At 69.8% G+C, this 15,041-nt stretch carries 12 protein-coding genes; 7 read left to right on the top strand and 5 right to left on the bottom strand.

Going from position 1 to position 15,041, the window contains the following annotated elements; translation table 11 throughout:
* Positions 1-15: 15 nt before the first annotated feature.
* From F9C12_RS09060 to F9C12_RS09085, 6 genes are all read left to right on the top strand, one after another.
* On the top strand, positions 16-468 hold the full coding sequence (locus F9C12_RS09060; RefSeq protein WP_409465533.1) for a MarR family winged helix-turn-helix transcriptional regulator: 453 nt from the start codon (positions 16-18) through the stop codon (positions 466-468).
* Complete coding sequence (locus F9C12_RS09065; RefSeq protein ID WP_409181553.1) at positions 465-1,262, top strand: ABC transporter ATP-binding protein; 798 nt, start codon at positions 465-467, stop codon at positions 1,260-1,262. The genes F9C12_RS09060 and F9C12_RS09065 overlap by 4 nt, the downstream gene beginning before the upstream one ends.
* 57 nt (positions 1,263-1,319) lie before the next feature.
* Positions 1,320-2,129: an ABC transporter permease gene (locus tag F9C12_RS09070; protein WP_409181554.1), complete on the top strand. Its 810-nt coding sequence runs from the start codon at positions 1,320-1,322 to the stop codon at positions 2,127-2,129.
* Positions 2,130-2,174: 45 nt separating this feature from the next.
* Entirely contained in the window at positions 2,175-4,304 is a 2,130-nt protein-coding gene (locus F9C12_RS09075) for a transglycosylase domain-containing protein (protein WP_409465534.1), read from the top strand.
* 241 nt (positions 4,305-4,545) lie between these two features.
* Positions 4,546-4,965: a contact-dependent growth inhibition system immunity protein gene (locus F9C12_RS09080; RefSeq protein WP_409465535.1), complete on the top strand. Its 420-nt coding sequence runs from the start codon at positions 4,546-4,548 to the stop codon at positions 4,963-4,965.
* 243 nt (positions 4,966-5,208) lie between these two features.
* Positions 5,209-6,822, top strand: a complete 1,614-nt coding sequence (locus tag F9C12_RS09085; protein WP_409465536.1) for an AMP-binding protein — start codon at positions 5,209-5,211, stop codon at positions 6,820-6,822.
* A gap of 277 nt (positions 6,823-7,099) precedes the next feature.
* On the opposite strand, the gene F9C12_RS09090 is transcribed toward F9C12_RS09085, so the two are convergent.
* The 4 genes from F9C12_RS09090 to F9C12_RS09105 form a co-directional block, all read right to left on the bottom strand.
* The gene (locus tag F9C12_RS09090) at positions 7,100-7,507 is read right to left on the bottom strand and encodes an ATP-binding protein (protein WP_409181558.1); all 408 of its coding nucleotides are present in this window, start codon (positions 7,505-7,507) and stop codon (positions 7,100-7,102) included.
* A gap of 2 nt (positions 7,508-7,509) precedes the next feature.
* Entirely contained in the window at positions 7,510-7,884 is a 375-nt protein-coding gene (locus F9C12_RS09095; protein ID WP_409181559.1) for an STAS domain-containing protein, read from the bottom strand.
* Positions 7,885-8,577: 693 nt separating this feature from the next.
* Entirely contained in the window at positions 8,578-10,173 is a 1,596-nt protein-coding gene (locus F9C12_RS09100) for an FMN-binding glutamate synthase family protein (protein WP_409465537.1), read from the bottom strand.
* Positions 10,174-10,214: 41 nt separating this feature from the next.
* On the bottom strand, positions 10,215-10,700 hold the full coding sequence (locus tag F9C12_RS09105) for a DUF6790 family protein (protein WP_409465538.1): 486 nt from the start codon (positions 10,698-10,700) through the stop codon (positions 10,215-10,217).
* A gap of 97 nt (positions 10,701-10,797) precedes the next feature.
* On the opposite strand from F9C12_RS09105, the gene F9C12_RS09110 reads away from it, so the two are divergent.
* Entirely contained in the window at positions 10,798-11,211 is a 414-nt protein-coding gene (locus F9C12_RS09110) for a MarR family winged helix-turn-helix transcriptional regulator (protein WP_409181562.1), read from the top strand.
* A gap of 221 nt (positions 11,212-11,432) precedes the next feature.
* On the opposite strand, the gene metH is transcribed toward F9C12_RS09110, so the two are convergent.
* Positions 11,433-15,038: a methionine synthase gene (gene metH / locus F9C12_RS09115; protein WP_409465539.1), complete on the bottom strand. Its 3,606-nt coding sequence runs from the start codon at positions 15,036-15,038 to the stop codon at positions 11,433-11,435.
* Between the last annotated feature and the right edge of the window lie 3 nt (positions 15,039-15,041).

Below are 15,041 nucleotides of genomic sequence, written 5' to 3' on the forward strand. Positions count from 1 at the left end.
GCTAATGTGGGCGGCATGCCCGCACCCCGGATCGACCTCGCCGAACGCGTTCTCACCGCCGTCCTGGGCATCCGCCGCGTCGTGCGCCGCCGCGTGGGAGCCGAACTGCCCGGACCGCATCTGCCGGGCTCGCAGGTGGAACTGCTGCGGGTGGTGCACCGGAACCCGGGCATCGGCGTCGCGGCGGCGGCCCGGGAGCTGAGCCTGGCCGGGAACTCGGTGAGCACGCTCGTGAACGTGCTCACCGAGGCCGGTCTGCTGCGCCGCGAAGTCGACCCGGCCGACCGCCGGGCCGCGCGGCTGCAGCTCACCGACGCGGCCCGGGACCGGATGGCGGCCTGGCGGCGCGCCCGGATCGGGCTGGTCTCCGACGCGCTCGCCCACCTGTCCGAAGAGGACACCGCGGCGATCGCCGCCGCGCTGCCCGCTCTCGAACGGCTCACCGAAGTGCTCAAGGAGGACACGTGAGCGAACCAGCAGTCCGCTGCACCGGATTGCGGCACTCCTTCGGCGCCGCCGTCGCGGTCGACGGCGTGGATCTCGCCATCGAATCCGGCGAGGTCTTCGGCCTCCTCGGCCCGAACGGAGCCGGGAAAACCACCACGATCCGGATGATCACGACGCTTCTGCCCGTGCCCGCGGACCACATCACCGTCTTCGGCCTCGACGTCGCCCGCCGCCGGACGGCCGTCCGCCGGCTGCTCGGCTATGTCCCGCAACAGCTTTCCGCCGACGGCGCGCTCACCGGCCGCGAGAACGTCGCGCTGTTCGCCCGGCTCTTCGACGTTCCCCGCGCCCGGCGAGCCGCGCAGGTGCGCGAGGCACTGGAACTGGTCGGCCTGGAAAACGACGCGGACCGCCCCGCCGGACGGTACTCCGGCGGCATGATCCGCCGCCTGGAACTGGCGCAGGCGCTGGTCAGCTCGCCCCGGCTGCTGATCCTCGACGAACCGACCATCGGCCTCGACCCGGTCGCGCGCTCGGCGGTCTGGGAGCGGATCTCGGAAATCCGCGCCACCACCGGCATGACCGTGCTCGTCACCACCCACTACATGGACGAAGCCGAGCAGTACTGCGACCGCGTCGCGCTGATGCACACCGGCAAGATCCGCGCGCTCGGCACCCCGGCCGACCTCGAAGCCGGACTCGGCCCGGAGTCCACTTTGGACGACGTATTCCGGACAGTCACCGGCAACGCACTCGACGCGGGCGGGCTCCGCGACGTCCGCGCCGCCCGCCGCACCGCCCGCCGTCTCGGCTGACCCGGCCGCATTCCGGCTCGCCACCGGAAACGCGCCCCCACAAAGAAGGGAACCGCGATGTCCGCGCCACTCGCCGTGCCAGCCGACCCCAGTCCACTGGGCCAGCTGCGCGTGCTGTTCTCCCGCATCGGCGCGATGTGCCTGGTAGAACTGCAAAAACTCCGCCGCGATCAAACCGAACTGCTCACCCGGGCCATCCAGCCTGCCCTGTGGCTGCTCATCTTCGGCGAGACCTTCACCCGCCTACGCGCGATCCCGACCGGATCCGTGCCCTACCTCGATTACCTCGCGCCCGGCATCCTCGCCCAGTCCGCGCTCTTCATCTCCATCTTCTACGGCATCCAGATCATCTGGGAACGCGACGCGGGCGTCCTCGCGAAGCTGCTCGTCACCCCGACGCCACGCGCCGCGCTGGTGACGGGCAAGGCGTTCGCCGCCGGAGTGCGCGCGCTCGTGCAGGCGTTCATCGTGGTGCTCCTCGCCGCACTGCTCGGCGTCGGGCTGACCGCGAACCCGTTGCGGTTGCTGGGCGCGGCGGTGGCCGTGGTGCTCGGTTCGGCCTTTTTCTGCTGTTTTTCGATCGTTATCGCCGGTTTGGTGCTTTCCCGCGAACGGCTGATGGGCATCGGCCAGGCGATCACGATGCCGCTGTTTTTCGGGTCCAACGCGCTCTATCCGGTGAACCTGATGCCGTCCTGGCTCAAGGCTCTGAGCCACGTGAACCCGCTCAGTTACCTTGTCGATGCCTTGCGGGGGCTCTTGATCGGAACCCCGGAGAACCTCGGAGCGGACTTCGGCGTCTTAGTGGGTGCGACCGCGCTGGCGATCGCGGTCGCTTCGGCTCTGCTGGGAAGGTTGGCTCGATGAAAAACCCCGAGATGCACACAGTTTCCTCACCGGGACAGGCATAACGTGGGAACCGTGTCTCGTCGCAGGGGGATAGCCCCGTTCCTCGGATTGTGCGTGCTGGCCGGGATTCTCGTCGCCGGCACGCTGGCCCCGGCCGCGATCGGAGCCGGCGTGCTGTCCAATCAGGTCAGCGATTCCGTCGACGCCATCTCCGCCGACCTGGTGCACGCGGAGCCGCCGCTCGTCACCACGGTCACCGACCGGAACGGCGGGACGATCGCGACTTTGTACTCGCAGTACCGCATTCCGGTCACCGCGGCGCAGATCTCCCCGGCGATGAAAGCCGCGATCGTCGACATCGAGGACCGCAGGTTCTATCAGGAGGGCGGCGTCGACCCGCAGGGCATGCTGCGCGCCGCGGTGCACAACAGTTCCGGCGGGAACCTGCAGGGCGCGTCCACGCTCACGCAGCAATACGTGAAGAACTACCTGGTGAACGTCGTGGACCGCAACAACAAGGCGGCGCAGCAACGGGATCAGGAGGATTCGCTGGCGCGCAAGCTGCGCGAGGCGAAGATAGCCGTGCAGCTGAGCCAAACCGTGTCCAAGGACGACCTCCTCGCCGACTACCTGAACGTGGTCGAGTACACCGGCACGGTCTACGGCGTCGGAGCCGCCGCGCAGGCGTATTTCGGGACGACGGCGGACAAACTGACCGTGCCGCAGGCCGCGCTGCTGGCCGGGATGGTGAACAACCCGAACATCTACAACCCGTACACGCATCCGGACAAGGCGCTCCAACGGCGCAATCTGGTGATCGACGCGATGGTGTCCGCACGCTCGATCCCGGCGTCCTACGGCGAAACCGCGAAGGCGACCCCGCTGGGCCTCAGCGGTCCGCGACCGCAAGCACCGTCGAGCACGTGTCTCGGCGCGGCACCGGACGCCGGATTCTTCTGCGCGTACGCGGTGCGCTATCTCGTGCAGTCCGGGCTCACCGCCGACCAGATCGACACCGGCGGATACACCGTGAAAACCACCATGGACCCGCACGTCAGCCAGGTGACGAAGGACGCGGTGGACGCGAACGTGCCGACTACGCAGGACGGCGTCGCCAACACCTTCGCGGTCGTGCAGCCCGGCAGCGACGGGCACCAGGTGCTCGCGATGGTCGCGAACCGCAACTACGGCACCGATCCCGACCAGGGCGAGACGTCCACGAACATCGTCGCCGACGCGAGCAACAAGTTCGGCGCGGGCTCGTCGTTCAAGATCTTCACCTCGGCCGCGGCGATGGTCGCCGGGAAGGCGGGCCTGAACACGCCGCTGCCGAACCCGTACCACGACTGCTTCAACCCGCCCAACATGAACCGGTACACGCACTGCTATCCGGTGAGCAACGACGGCACCAGCTACCCGAACCCGATCTCGCTGGCCGCCGGGCTGGCGACGTCGCCGAACGTCGCGTTCGTCGGCCTCGAATCGCAAGTGGGCATGCCCGCGGTGCTCGACATGGCGCGGAAACTGGGCCTGCGCACCACCATGGCGACCAACGACGCGGGCACCAAGCCGATCACCGACCCGGCCGACCCGCGGTCGAAGAACCCGCAGTACAACGAACCGCAGTCGCAGTACTTCCAGAACCTGCTGTCCTTCACCCTGGGCAACAGCCCGGTCAGCCCGCTGGAAATGGCGAACGTCTCGGCCACCCTGATGAGCGGCGGCACGTGGTGCCCGCCCAATCCGATCCTGTCCGTCACCGACCGCCACGGCCAGCCCGTCGCGCTGCACCAGCAGGCGTGCGAACAGGTGATCCCGCCCGGCGTCGCGAACACGCTGGAGGCGGGGCTGAGCCAGGACACCACCGTCGGCACGTCGGCCCGCGCGGCCCAGGCGGCCGGCTGGACCCATCCCGACATCGGCAAGACCGGAACCACGCAGGAAAGCGAATCCGTCGCGTTCGTCGGCGGAGTCGACCACTACGCCGTGTCGTCCATGGTCTTCGCCGACGGCCCGCGCCCCCAGGAAATCTGCCCCGGCACCCCAGTCCACCTGGGCGACTGCGGCCACGGCGCCTTCGGCGGCACAGTCGCCGCGCCACCGTACTTCGCCGCGATGAACCAGCTGCTGGCCGGACAGCCGGACGTTCCGATCCCACCCCCGGACCCGGCCTACCTGGACGCGCACGCCTGAGCCGCCGCGCCCCGTGAGACCCGGAACCCGCCGACGCGACGGTCCTCGCCGGAACAACGCGACCACCGAAGCCCGTCGATCCGAAGCGGTCCGCACAGTCACAGTCGCCGCGCCGCCCTGCTTCGCCGCGATGAACGGGCAGCCGCGTTCCGTGCGTCCCCTTCCCGGGGTTCCCTCGTGGACTTTTCCCGGATCCTCGCCCCCTCGATGCGAACATCCTTGCCGGAACGAGGTGAGCACCATGTCCCGACGAACCGACCGGTCCGCGCAATCGCTGGAACAGCTCGAAAACTCCGACTGGGGCGACCCGCCCGCCGACGCGACCCGGTTGATCGAAACCGTGCATCGCTTGCGGCGCAAGCCCCTCGCCCTGCTCACCGTCGAGGACCTCCGGCTCTTGCTCGGCCAGCAGGTCGGCGTGCCGTTCCTCGTGCCGCGCGCGCTGGCCATGCTGGAGCAGGATCCGCTGTGCGAAGGCGACTTCTACCCCGGCGACCTTCTCGAGGCCACGCTCCGCGCCCCGCTCTCCCACTGGCGAGCCCGGCCGGACCACCTCGAGCGGCTCGAACGCGTCCTCGCCTCGATCGACACGACCGCCGAAGACTTCGACAGCCTTCTCCGCGAGCGGATCGCCACCTTCCGCGAGAAGCTCCGCGCCTGACCCGGGCGCCCACTCCAGCACGGCGGCCCGCCCCGAGAGAATCCGCCCCTCCGCATCGTCCGCACCCGCATCCCTTGCGCGGCCGGGCCCGATCCACCGCGCTCCGCGGGAACTCCAGCCGGGTTCCCGGCTGCGCTCCGTGCCCCCGCGAGCGCCGTCCGATGTTGCGTCTTCCTGACGGTCGTAAAACGTATTACAGTAGCTGGACGCGTGAATGGCCGTCGTCCGAATTGGGGGCACGCAGTGCAGCTCCAGCCGAGTGCGCATGTCGACACGTTCTGCCGGGACCACCTCCCGCCGTTCGAGCAGTGGCCGCGGTTGTGGTTCGACCTGCCCGAACTGCAGTACCCGGACCGGCTCAACGCGGCGACGCGCCTGCTCGACGACACGATCGCGCGCTGGGGAGCCGACCGTCCCGCGCTGCTGTCCCCCACCGAATCCTGGTCCTACGGCGACCTGCTGACCCGCGCCAACCAGATCGCCCACGAGCTGACCGCCCAGGGCGTCGTGCCCGGCAACCGCGTGCTGCTGCGCGGACCGAACACCCCGTGGCTCGCCGCGTGCTGGCTCGGCGTGCTGAAAGCGGGCGCGGTCGCCGTCGCCACCATGCCGATGCTGCGCGCGCACGAGCTGTCGAAGATCATCGAGGCCAGCACGCCCGTCCTCGCCCTCTGCGACCACCGGTATCCCGAGGAACTGCGGCCCTTCGACCTCCCGCTCGTCCCTTACGGCGGCGACAGCCCGGACGACCTGGCCGCCCGCTGCCCCGCCCGCCCGGCGACGTTCGAGGACGTCGACACCGCCGCGGACGACGTCGCGCTCCTCGCCTTCACCTCCGGCACCACCGGCCGTCCGAAGGCGACCATGCATTTCCACCGCGACCTGCTGGCCATCGCCGACACGTTCTCCCGGCACCTGGTCAAACCCCGGGAAACCGACCTGTTCTGCGGCACTCCCCCGCTGGCGTTCACCTTCGGCCTCGGCGGCCTGCTGGTGTTCCCGCTGCACGCCGGCGCCGCGACGCTGCTCGTCGAGCGCGCCACCCCGACCGAACTCGCGGACCTCGTCGCCGAGCATCACGTGACGGTGCTGTTCACCGCACCCACCGCGTACCGGGCGATCCTGGCGTCCGACCGCCGCCCGCTGCTGTCCGGCCTGCGCCGCGCGGTGTCGGCGGGCGAGGCGCTGCCCGAATCCGTCGCGATCGACTTCCACGAGGCGACCGGCCACTGGCTCATCGACGGCATCGGCAGCACCGAAATGCTGCACGTCTTCATCTCCGCCGCCGACGAGGACGCCCGCCCGGGCGCGACCGGCCGCGTCGTGCCCGGCTACCGAGCACAGATCGTCGACGACAACGGCCGCCCCGTCCCCGACGGCACCCCGGGCCGCCTGGCCGTCCAAGGCCCGACGGGCTGCCGCTACCTCGCCGACGACCGGCAGACAGTCTTCGTCGAAGACGGCTGGAACCTCACCGGTGACACCTACGTCCGCGACTCCGACGGCTACTTCCACTACCGCGCCCGCAGCGACGACATGATCGTCTCGTCCGGCTACAACATCGCCGGCCCCGAGGTGGAAGAGGTGCTGCTGCGCCACCCGGACGTGCTGGAATGCGCGGTAGTAGCCGCCCCGGACGACGCCCGGGGCTCGATCGTCGCCGCTTACGTGGTCCTCAACGAGGGTGTTCCCGGCGACGAGGCGAAGGTCAAGGAGCTGCAGGACTTCGCGAAATCCCTTGCCGCGCCGTACAAATACCCGCGCCGGGTGGAATTCGTCCCGAACCTGCCGCGCAACCCGAGCGGCAAAGTGCAGCGCTACCTGCTCCGCCGCCGAGCCGCCGAACCGGTGAGCTGAGCACCGGACTTTCCGGGCCGCCCGCGCTGATTCGCCGAATGGGGAGCATCAGACTGGGCTCCTCAACGGCCGCCGCGCTGGCTCACTCGATCAGCCATCGCCCGCACCAACCGCTCTCGCAGCGAAACCACCGCGCCGCTCGCACCGACCAGCCACTGTCCGCATGCGACCGGGTCACGGCCGGGCCCTCAACCGAACCAGCAATCCCCAGCCGAGACTCCGTCCCAACACGACAATCCGCACCAGCCCGGCAACGCGGAACCCCGAGCCGGGCTCCTCAGAGCCGCCACCGCAACGTGACGACCGTGCCGCCCGCGCTGGTTCGCACGTCCGATTCGTCCGCCGTCGCCTGCACCAGCAGCAGGCCGCGGCCGCGCACCGACACCGGGTCGTTCTCGGTTTCGTCCGGCGGGCGCCATTCGCCGTGGTCCGCGATCACGACCTCGACGCTGTCCGAGCGGCACACCGCGTCGAGGTCGACCAGCCCCGGTTCTCCGGGATACGCGTGGTCCGCGACGTTCGCCAGCGCCTCGTATCCGGCCAGCACGATGTCGTGCGCCCGATCGTCCGGAATGCCCGACTCCCGCGCCCAGGCCAGCAACCGGTGCCGCAGCGTGCGCAGCGACTCCGGTTCCGCCACGATCCCGTGGCAGCTCAGCGCGCGGGTGCCCTCCTGCACGTCCATCGTCAGCCGCCCGCCCCGGCGACCCCGGCCAGCGCTTGGTCGACCGAGGGGAACAGCGCGATCCACTCGTCGAGCCCGGTGCTCGTGAACGGCTTCGACGTGACCGACGACGTGCTCACCACCCGCAACGCTCCCGCGTCGAGCTTGCGGTGCGCGCCGGCCAGCACCTGCAGCCCGGACGAGCTGAGGAAATCGACCGCGCGCAGGTCGACCACCAGCACGCCGGGCTCGCGTTCCAGCACCCCGCCCACGACCTCGCCGAGTTCCGGCGCGGTGACCAGATCGATCTCGCCGCCCACGGTCACCACCGCGGCGGGTCCCCGCCACCGCACGGAAACCTCGAGGTCCCCCGGGTCCTGCCCGTTTGCCGAAGCCACGATCACCGATCGTGCCCGATCAGAGGACGGATCGCCAGCAGACCCCCCGGCCGGGGGCACCGCAGCCCCGCCGCCCGGCGGTGCGATCACTCCGCCAACAGCGAACCCGGCGACGCCCGGTCGCGGAGAACGGCACGTCAAGCCAAAGGTCCGGCCGGCCGCCCCCGCCAACCCCCGGCGGCTCACCACCCGGGGCGCGCCGCACGCGCCGATGCCGCTTCACCCGATCGGCTCCGTCAGCAAGACTCCTCGCCCGGCATGGTCTCCCATGAAGTGCGGAGTCGGCGGAGTGCGCTGCCGAGACGCGCACGCCGACCAAGACAGCCACGCACCCGGACAGCCACCGAACCACCTGCGACGGCAGAACCGCGATCAGCAAAGTTCACCGCCAAGGCGCGCACGCCGACCAAGACAGCCACGCATTCGGCCAGCCACCGAACCACCCAAGCCCCAACAACCCGGCCCACACCCGCGGCAACGGAACCGCGATCACCGGAATTCGCCGTCAAGACGCACACGCCAACCACCGAACCACCCACGCTCAGGCAACCCGGCCCACACCCGCGACAGCAGAACCCCGATCAGCGACATCCGCCGCCAAGACGCACACGCCAGCCAAAACAGCCACGCACCAGCCAACCACCGAACCACCCACGCCCGACCCACCCCGGCCACGCCGCACCAGAACAACGATCAAGCGAACCGGTCCGGATCAGCCGCGTCCCATTCCTCCGCCCATCCGCTCGGCGGCTCGGCCAGCAACTGCCCGGGCTCCAGCCAGTCGTACCACTCCGCATACGACAGCACCGTCCGCGCGTCCACCCGCCTCCGCAGCATGCGCGGCGACAGCTCCGAGGGATCCGAAACCCCCATCGCCGCCATGATGCGCATCGCCGAGGCGACCGTGGCCTCCTGATACCGCCGGACCCGCTCGGTCTTGTCCCCCACGTCCAGCGCCCGTCCCCGGCGCGGATCCTGCGTCGCGACCCCCACCGGGCACTTGTTGGTATGGCACCGCTGCGACTGGACGCATCCCACCGCGAACATCATCGCCCGCGCCGCGTTCGTGTAGTCCGCTCCCTGGATCAGCCGCTTCACCACGTCCGCCCCGGTCGCGACCTTCCCGCTCGCCCCGAGCCGGATCCGGTCGCGCAGTCCGGTGCCGACCAGTGCGTTGTGGACGATGTGCAGTCCCTCGGTGAGCGGCGTGCCGAGGTGGTCCGCGAACTCCAGCGGCGCGGCTCCGGTCCCGCCCTCGGCTCCGTCGACCACGATGAAATCCGGCGTGACCCCTTCCGCCAGCATCGCCTTGCACACCGCCAGGACCTGCACCCGCGACCCGACGCAAAGCTTGAACCCGGTCGGTTTCCCGCCGGCCAGCTCGCGCATCCGGGCGAGGAACAGCACCAGTTCGCGCGGCGTCGAGAAAACGCGGTGATACGGCGGGGAAACCACCGTTTCTCCCCTCGAAACCTCACGCACCCGGGCGATTTCCGCGTTCACCTTCGAACCCGGCAGCACGCCGCCCATTCCGGGTTTGGCGCCTTGCGAGAGTTTGAGGGAAACGCATTTGACCGCCTCGTGCGCGGCTTTGTCGGCGAACGTCGACGGGTCGAAATCTCCGTCCGAGGTCCGGCAGCCGAAGTAGCCGGTGCCGATTTCCCAGATCAAGTCGCCGCCGCCCCGCAGGTGGTGCTCCGAGAGGCCGCCTTCGCCGGTGTCGTGGGCGAACCCGCCGCGGGCGGCGCCTTGGTTCAACGCGAGGATCGCGTTGCCGGACAAGGAACCGAAGCTCATCGCGGACACGTTCAGCAAAGCCATCTCGTACGGCTTCGCGCAATCCGGACCCCCGACCCGGACTCGCGGCACACGATCGGGAACGGGCACCGGCGCGAGCGACGGAACAAGGAATTCGTATCCCTCGGCGTACACATCACGCTCGGTGCCGAAGGGTTCTTCCGCCGCGGTTCCCTTGGCGCGCTGGTACACAATGGACCGGACATCACGGTCGTACGGACGGCCGTCGAAGTTGCGTTCCACAAAGTACTGCTGCAATTCCGGCCGGACGCTTTCGAGCAAGAAGCGCAGATGCCCGAGAACCGGGTAGTTCCGCAGCACCGAATGCCGCCGCTGCACGAGGTCGTAAACCCCGGTCGCCGCGAGCGCCAGCAGCGGCGCCGCCAGGAACCACCACCAGGCCGACACCGCCGCGCTGAGCACCACCGCCCCGGCCGCGAGCAGAACCAGCCCCGCGACCAGTCCTGATCGGACCGCACTGAGTCTCGCCACGGCGTCGAAACTAACCCCCGGGGCGAGACCGCGCAGGCCGGCTAGACCAGCGCGGGCTTCGCGACAGTCGCGGCCAGCCGCTTCGAGCGGACCGCGAGGACGATCAGCACCGCCGGGAACAGCAGGTCGCAGACCAGGACGCCGCCGGTGTTGCCCGGCGCGTGGTCGCCATTGGCGAACCACTGGTACCCGTGGCCGATCAGCGCGCCCCACAGGAACATCCCGGCTCCGAGGCCGACGGTGATCCGCTCCCGCGCGGTGGCCGACGACGAGGCGGCCCGGAAGCCCATCACCGCGAGCCCGAGGTTGGCGAACGCGATCTCGAACTGGAACGGCGAGCGGGCGAACCCGATCGCGTCGGCCATCACGCCCGGCGCGCCGAGGCAGGCGAAAACCATCCACAGGCTGCCGCAGCCGAGCGCGGCGACGGCCCACCACCGTTGCCACGTTTCGAGCCTGACCCGCGGCGAAGGGCTCTTCCGGGCGCGGACGAGCGCACCGGCGACCGCGATCAGCGGCCAGCTCAAGGGGAACAGGGTCTGGGCGAGGCAAGGGATCTCCACGTCGCAAGACGTCTTGCATAGTTAATATTAACGAGTCAACAATCCTGGTAGGCTCGCTCCCGTGGACGACGGACTTGCCGAAGCACTGCACCGGGTGGTGTTCCTGATGGGCGAAGCCGCGCGGAAACGCGCGGACGGCTCAGCCGGACTGACCTACAGCCAGCTGCGCTTGCTGGGCGCCGTGGAAGACATCGAACCCGCGACCCAGCATCAGCTCGCGCAGGCGATGTCGGTGTCCGACCCGGCGATCAGCCGCGCGCTGCGTCCGCTGGAAACGGCCGGGTTCGTCCAGGTGCGCCAAGACCCCGGCCACGCGCGACGGCGGCTGGTCACGCTCACCGACGCGGGCCGGACAGCATTCCGCGAGACCGGGAAACCCATGCGGGACGAGCTGCGCGAAGCCTTGCTGGCGGCGGGATTCCCGTACGAGCAGTACCTGCGCGACACCGAGCGGCTCGCCGAACTGCTGTCCTGAACCTGGCCGGGCCTTGAGCTCACGTCTGTCCAGCCGTCGAGCCTGAAAAGCGCCATCGCCGCAACGGAAAGAACGCCCGCACAGCTGCTCCTCGTCCGGCATGCACGAGTTTCCGCAGGCTGCAAAGGACCGCGACGGCGTGGCACCGGCCGCCAGCTTCCCGGCTCGGGCAGCCCGTCGAAAACAACGCCGGCGGAACGACCAGGAAGGCCCCAGCGGGCTCAGTAAGCCAGATTGGGCCGCAGCCACCGCTCCACTTCGGACAGTTCCTCGCCGCGCCGGCGGGCGTAGTCCTCGGTCTGGTCGCGTCCCAGCCGGCCGACGGTGAAGTACCGCGACTCCGGATGCGCGAAGATCAGCCCGCTCACCGCGGCGGCCGGGGTCATCGCGTACGACTCGGTCAGCCCGATCCCCAGCTCTTCCGCGCCCAGCAGGGTGAACAGGTCCTTCTTCTCGCTGTGGTCCGGGCTCGCCGGGTAGCCGAGCGCCGGGCGGATGCCGCGGAAGCGTTCCGCGTGCAGGTCCGCCAGGTCCGGCTGCGCGTCCGGCTCGAACCAGCGGCGGCGGGCCTCCAGGTGCAGGTACTCGGCGAACGCCTCGGCCAGCCGGTCGGCCAGCGCCTTCACCATGATCGCCCGGTAGTCGTCGTGCTCGGCCTCGTAGCGCGCGGCCAGGTCCTCCGCGCCGTGGATGGCGACGGCGAAGCCGCCCAGGTGGTCGCCGAAACCAGCCGGGGCGATGTAGTCCGCCAGGCACCGGTTCGCGCGGCCGTCCGGCTTCTGCGTCTGCTGGCGCAGCATCGGGAACTTCCAGTCCGAGTACTCGCCTTCGAGCAGGATGTCGTCGCCCTCGGAATGCGCGGGCCAGAACGCGTACGCGCCGCGCGCGGTGAACGAGCCGTTCTCGATGATCTCGTCCAGCAGCTGGTTCGCGTCGTCGAACAGCTCGCGCGCGACCGGCTGGTCGAGGATCGCCGGGTACTTGCCCTTGAGTTCCCAGGCCAGGAACAGGAACTGCCAGTCGATCATCTCGCGCAGCTGCGGGATCGACGGCTCCACCACCCGCACCCCGGTGAACTCCGGCGTCGGGATCTCGTCGAACGACACCTTCTCGGCGTTCGCCCGGGCCTGTTCGAGAGTCAGCATCGGCGTCGCGTGCCGGTTTTCGTGCTGGACGCGCAACCGCTGCTGCTCCGCGCGGTTGGCGGTGTCCAGCGCGTCCGCGCGGTCGGTGTCGAGCAGGTCGGACACCACGCCGACCACCCGCGACGCGTCGAGCACGTGCACCGTCGTGTGGTCATACGCCGGGGCGATCTTCACCGCGGTGTGCTGCTTCGACGTGGTCGCGCCGCCGATCAGCAACGGCAGCTTGAGCCCGCGCCGCTGCATTTCCTGCGCGACCGACACCATCTCGTCCAGCGACGGCGTGATCAGCCCGGACAGCCCGACGACGTCCGCGTGCTCGGCCACCGCAGTGTCGAGGATCTTCGCCGCGGGCACCATCACGCCGAGGTCGATCACCTCGTAGTTGTTGCAGCCCAGCACGACGCCGACGATGTTCTTGCCGATGTCGTGCACGTCGCCCTTCACCGTAGCGAGCACGACTTTGCCGTTGCCGCGCGAGGTGTCGAAGCGGCCCTCGGCCTGCATTTTGGCCTTCTCCGCCTCCATGTACGGCTCGAGGTAGGCCACCGAACGCTTCATCACCCGCGCGCTCTTGACCACCTGCGGCAGGAACATCTTCCCGGAGCCGAAGAGGTCGCCGACGATCTTCATGCCGTCCATCAGCGGGCCCTCGATCACCTCGAGCGGCCGGGCGAACTGCTGCCGGGCCTCCTCGGTGTCGTCCTCGATGAAGTCCACGATGCCGTGCACCAGCGCGTGCGAAAGCCGTTCCGCCACCGGCGCTTCCCGCCAGGACAGGTCGACGACGCGCTTGGTGCCGCTGCCCTTGACCGTCTCGGCGAACTCCACGAGCCGGTCGGTGGCGTCCGGACGGCGGTCGAACAGCACGTCCTCGACCAGCTCCAGCAGGTCCTTCGGGATGTCCTCGTACACCGCGAGCTGGCCGGCGTTGACGATGCCCATGTCGAGCCCGGCGCGCACGGCGTGGAACAGGAACGCCGAGTGCATCGCCTCGCGCACGACGTTGTTGCCGCGGAAGGAGAACGACAGGTTCGAGATGCCGCCGGAGGTGCGCGCGCCCGGGCAGCGTTCCTTGATCAGCGGCAGCGCCTCGATGAACGCCTTCGCGTAGCCGTTGTGCTCGCTGATGCCGGTGGCGACGGCGAGCACGTTCGGGTCGAAAATGATGTCCTCGCCGGCGAAACCCGCCTCGCGGGTGAGCAGATCGTAGGCGCGGGAACAGATTTCGACCTTGCGCTCGACCGTGTCGGCCTGGCCCTTCTCGTCGAAGGCCATCACCACGACGCCGGCGCCGTAGTCGCGGATGCGCCGGGCCTGCTCCAGGAACGGGCCCTCGCCCTCCTTGAGGCTGATCGAGTTGACCACGCCCTTGCCCTGCACGCAGCGGAGCCCGGCCTCCAGCACGCTCCAGCGCGAGCTGTCGATCATCACCGGGATGCGCGCGACCTCGGGCTCGGTGGCGATCAGGTTGAGGAACGTGGTCATCTCCTGCTCGGATTCGAGCAGGTCGGCGTCGAAGTTGACGTCGAGCAGGTTCGCGCCGCCGCGGACCTGCTCCAGCGCGACGTCGACGGCCGCCTGGTGGTCGCCCGCCTCGATCAGCCTGCGGAACTTCGCCGAGCCGGTGACGTTGGTGCGCTCGCCGATCATCACGAACCCGGTGTCCGCGCCGATCTTGAACGGCTCGAGCCCGGAGAACCGCGTGCTCGGCTCGTGCGCGGGCACCGGCCGCGGCGGAAGCCCCTTGACCGCCTCGGCGATCTTCGCGATGTGCGCCGGCGAGGTTCCGCAGCAGCCGCCGACGATGTTGACCATCCCGGCCCCGGCGAACTCGCCGAGCATCCCGCCGGTCTCCTCGGGCGTCTGGTCGTAGCCGCCGAACGCGTTGGGCAGGCCCGCGTTCGGGTGGCACGCGGTGTAGGTGTCCGCGAGTTTCGCCAGTTCCTCCACGTGCGGGCGCATTTCCGCGGCCCCGAGCGAACAGTTGACGCCGACGACCAGCGGGCGCGCGTGCGCGATCGACGTCCAGAACGCCTCGACGGTCTGGCCGGACAGCGTGCGCCCGGACAGGTCGACGATGGTCACCGAAATCCACAGCGGCAGGTGCGGCGCGACCTCGCGGGCCGCGGTGATCGCGGCCTTGCAGTTGAGGGTGTCGAAGATCGTCTCGATCAGCAGCAGGTCGACGCCGCCGTCGGCGAGCGCCTTGATCTGCTCGGCGTAGGCGGCTTTGACCTCTTCGTAAGTGACCGCGCGGAACGCCGGGTCCTCGACGCGCGGCGACAGCGACAGCGTGACGTTCAGCGGGCCGATCGACCCGGCCACGAACCGGTTTTCGAACTCGTCCGCGGCCTGGCGCGCGAGTTCCGCGGCGCGCAGGTTCATCTCGCGCACGCGGTCCTGCAGGCCGTAGTCGGCCTGGCCGATGCTGGTGGCGGTGAACGTGTTGGTGGTGGTGATGTCCGCGCCCGCGGCGAGGTACTGGCGGTGCACGTCGAGCACGACGTCCGGCCGCGTGAGGTTGAGCAGGTCCGGGTCGCCGGTGACGTCCTTCTCGTGCCCTTCGAGCCAGTCCGCCCGGTAGTCCTCGGGAGCGAGACCGGCGCCCTGCAGCATCGTGCCCCAGGCCCCGTCGAGCACGACGACGCGCTGGTCGAGCAGGTTCCGCAGGTTCTGGGTCATCGC

Origin of the sequence: Amycolatopsis sp. GA6-003, from assembly GCF_046267895.1 — a bacterium.
Taxonomy (GTDB): domain Bacteria; phylum Actinomycetota; class Actinomycetes; order Mycobacteriales; family Pseudonocardiaceae; genus Amycolatopsis.

Excerpts from the sequence above, each read along its gene's own strand:
- F9C12_RS09070 (WP_409181554.1), top strand. The coding sequence starts at position 1,320 with ATGTCCGCGCCACTCGCCGTGCCAGCCGACCCCAGTCCACTGGGCCAG.
- F9C12_RS09060 (WP_409465533.1), top strand. The coding sequence starts at position 16 with ATGCCCGCACCCCGGATCGACCTCGCCGAACGCGTTCTCACCGCCGTC.
- F9C12_RS09080 (WP_409465535.1), top strand. The coding sequence starts at position 4,546 with ATGTCCCGACGAACCGACCGGTCCGCGCAATCGCTGGAACAGCTCGAA.
- F9C12_RS09090 (WP_409181558.1), bottom strand. The coding sequence starts at position 7,507 with ATGGACGTGCAGGAGGGCACCCGCGCGCTGAGCTGCCACGGGATCGTG.
- metH (WP_409465539.1), bottom strand. The coding sequence starts at position 15,038 with ATGACCCAGAACCTGCGGAACCTGCTCGACCAGCGCGTCGTCGTGCTC.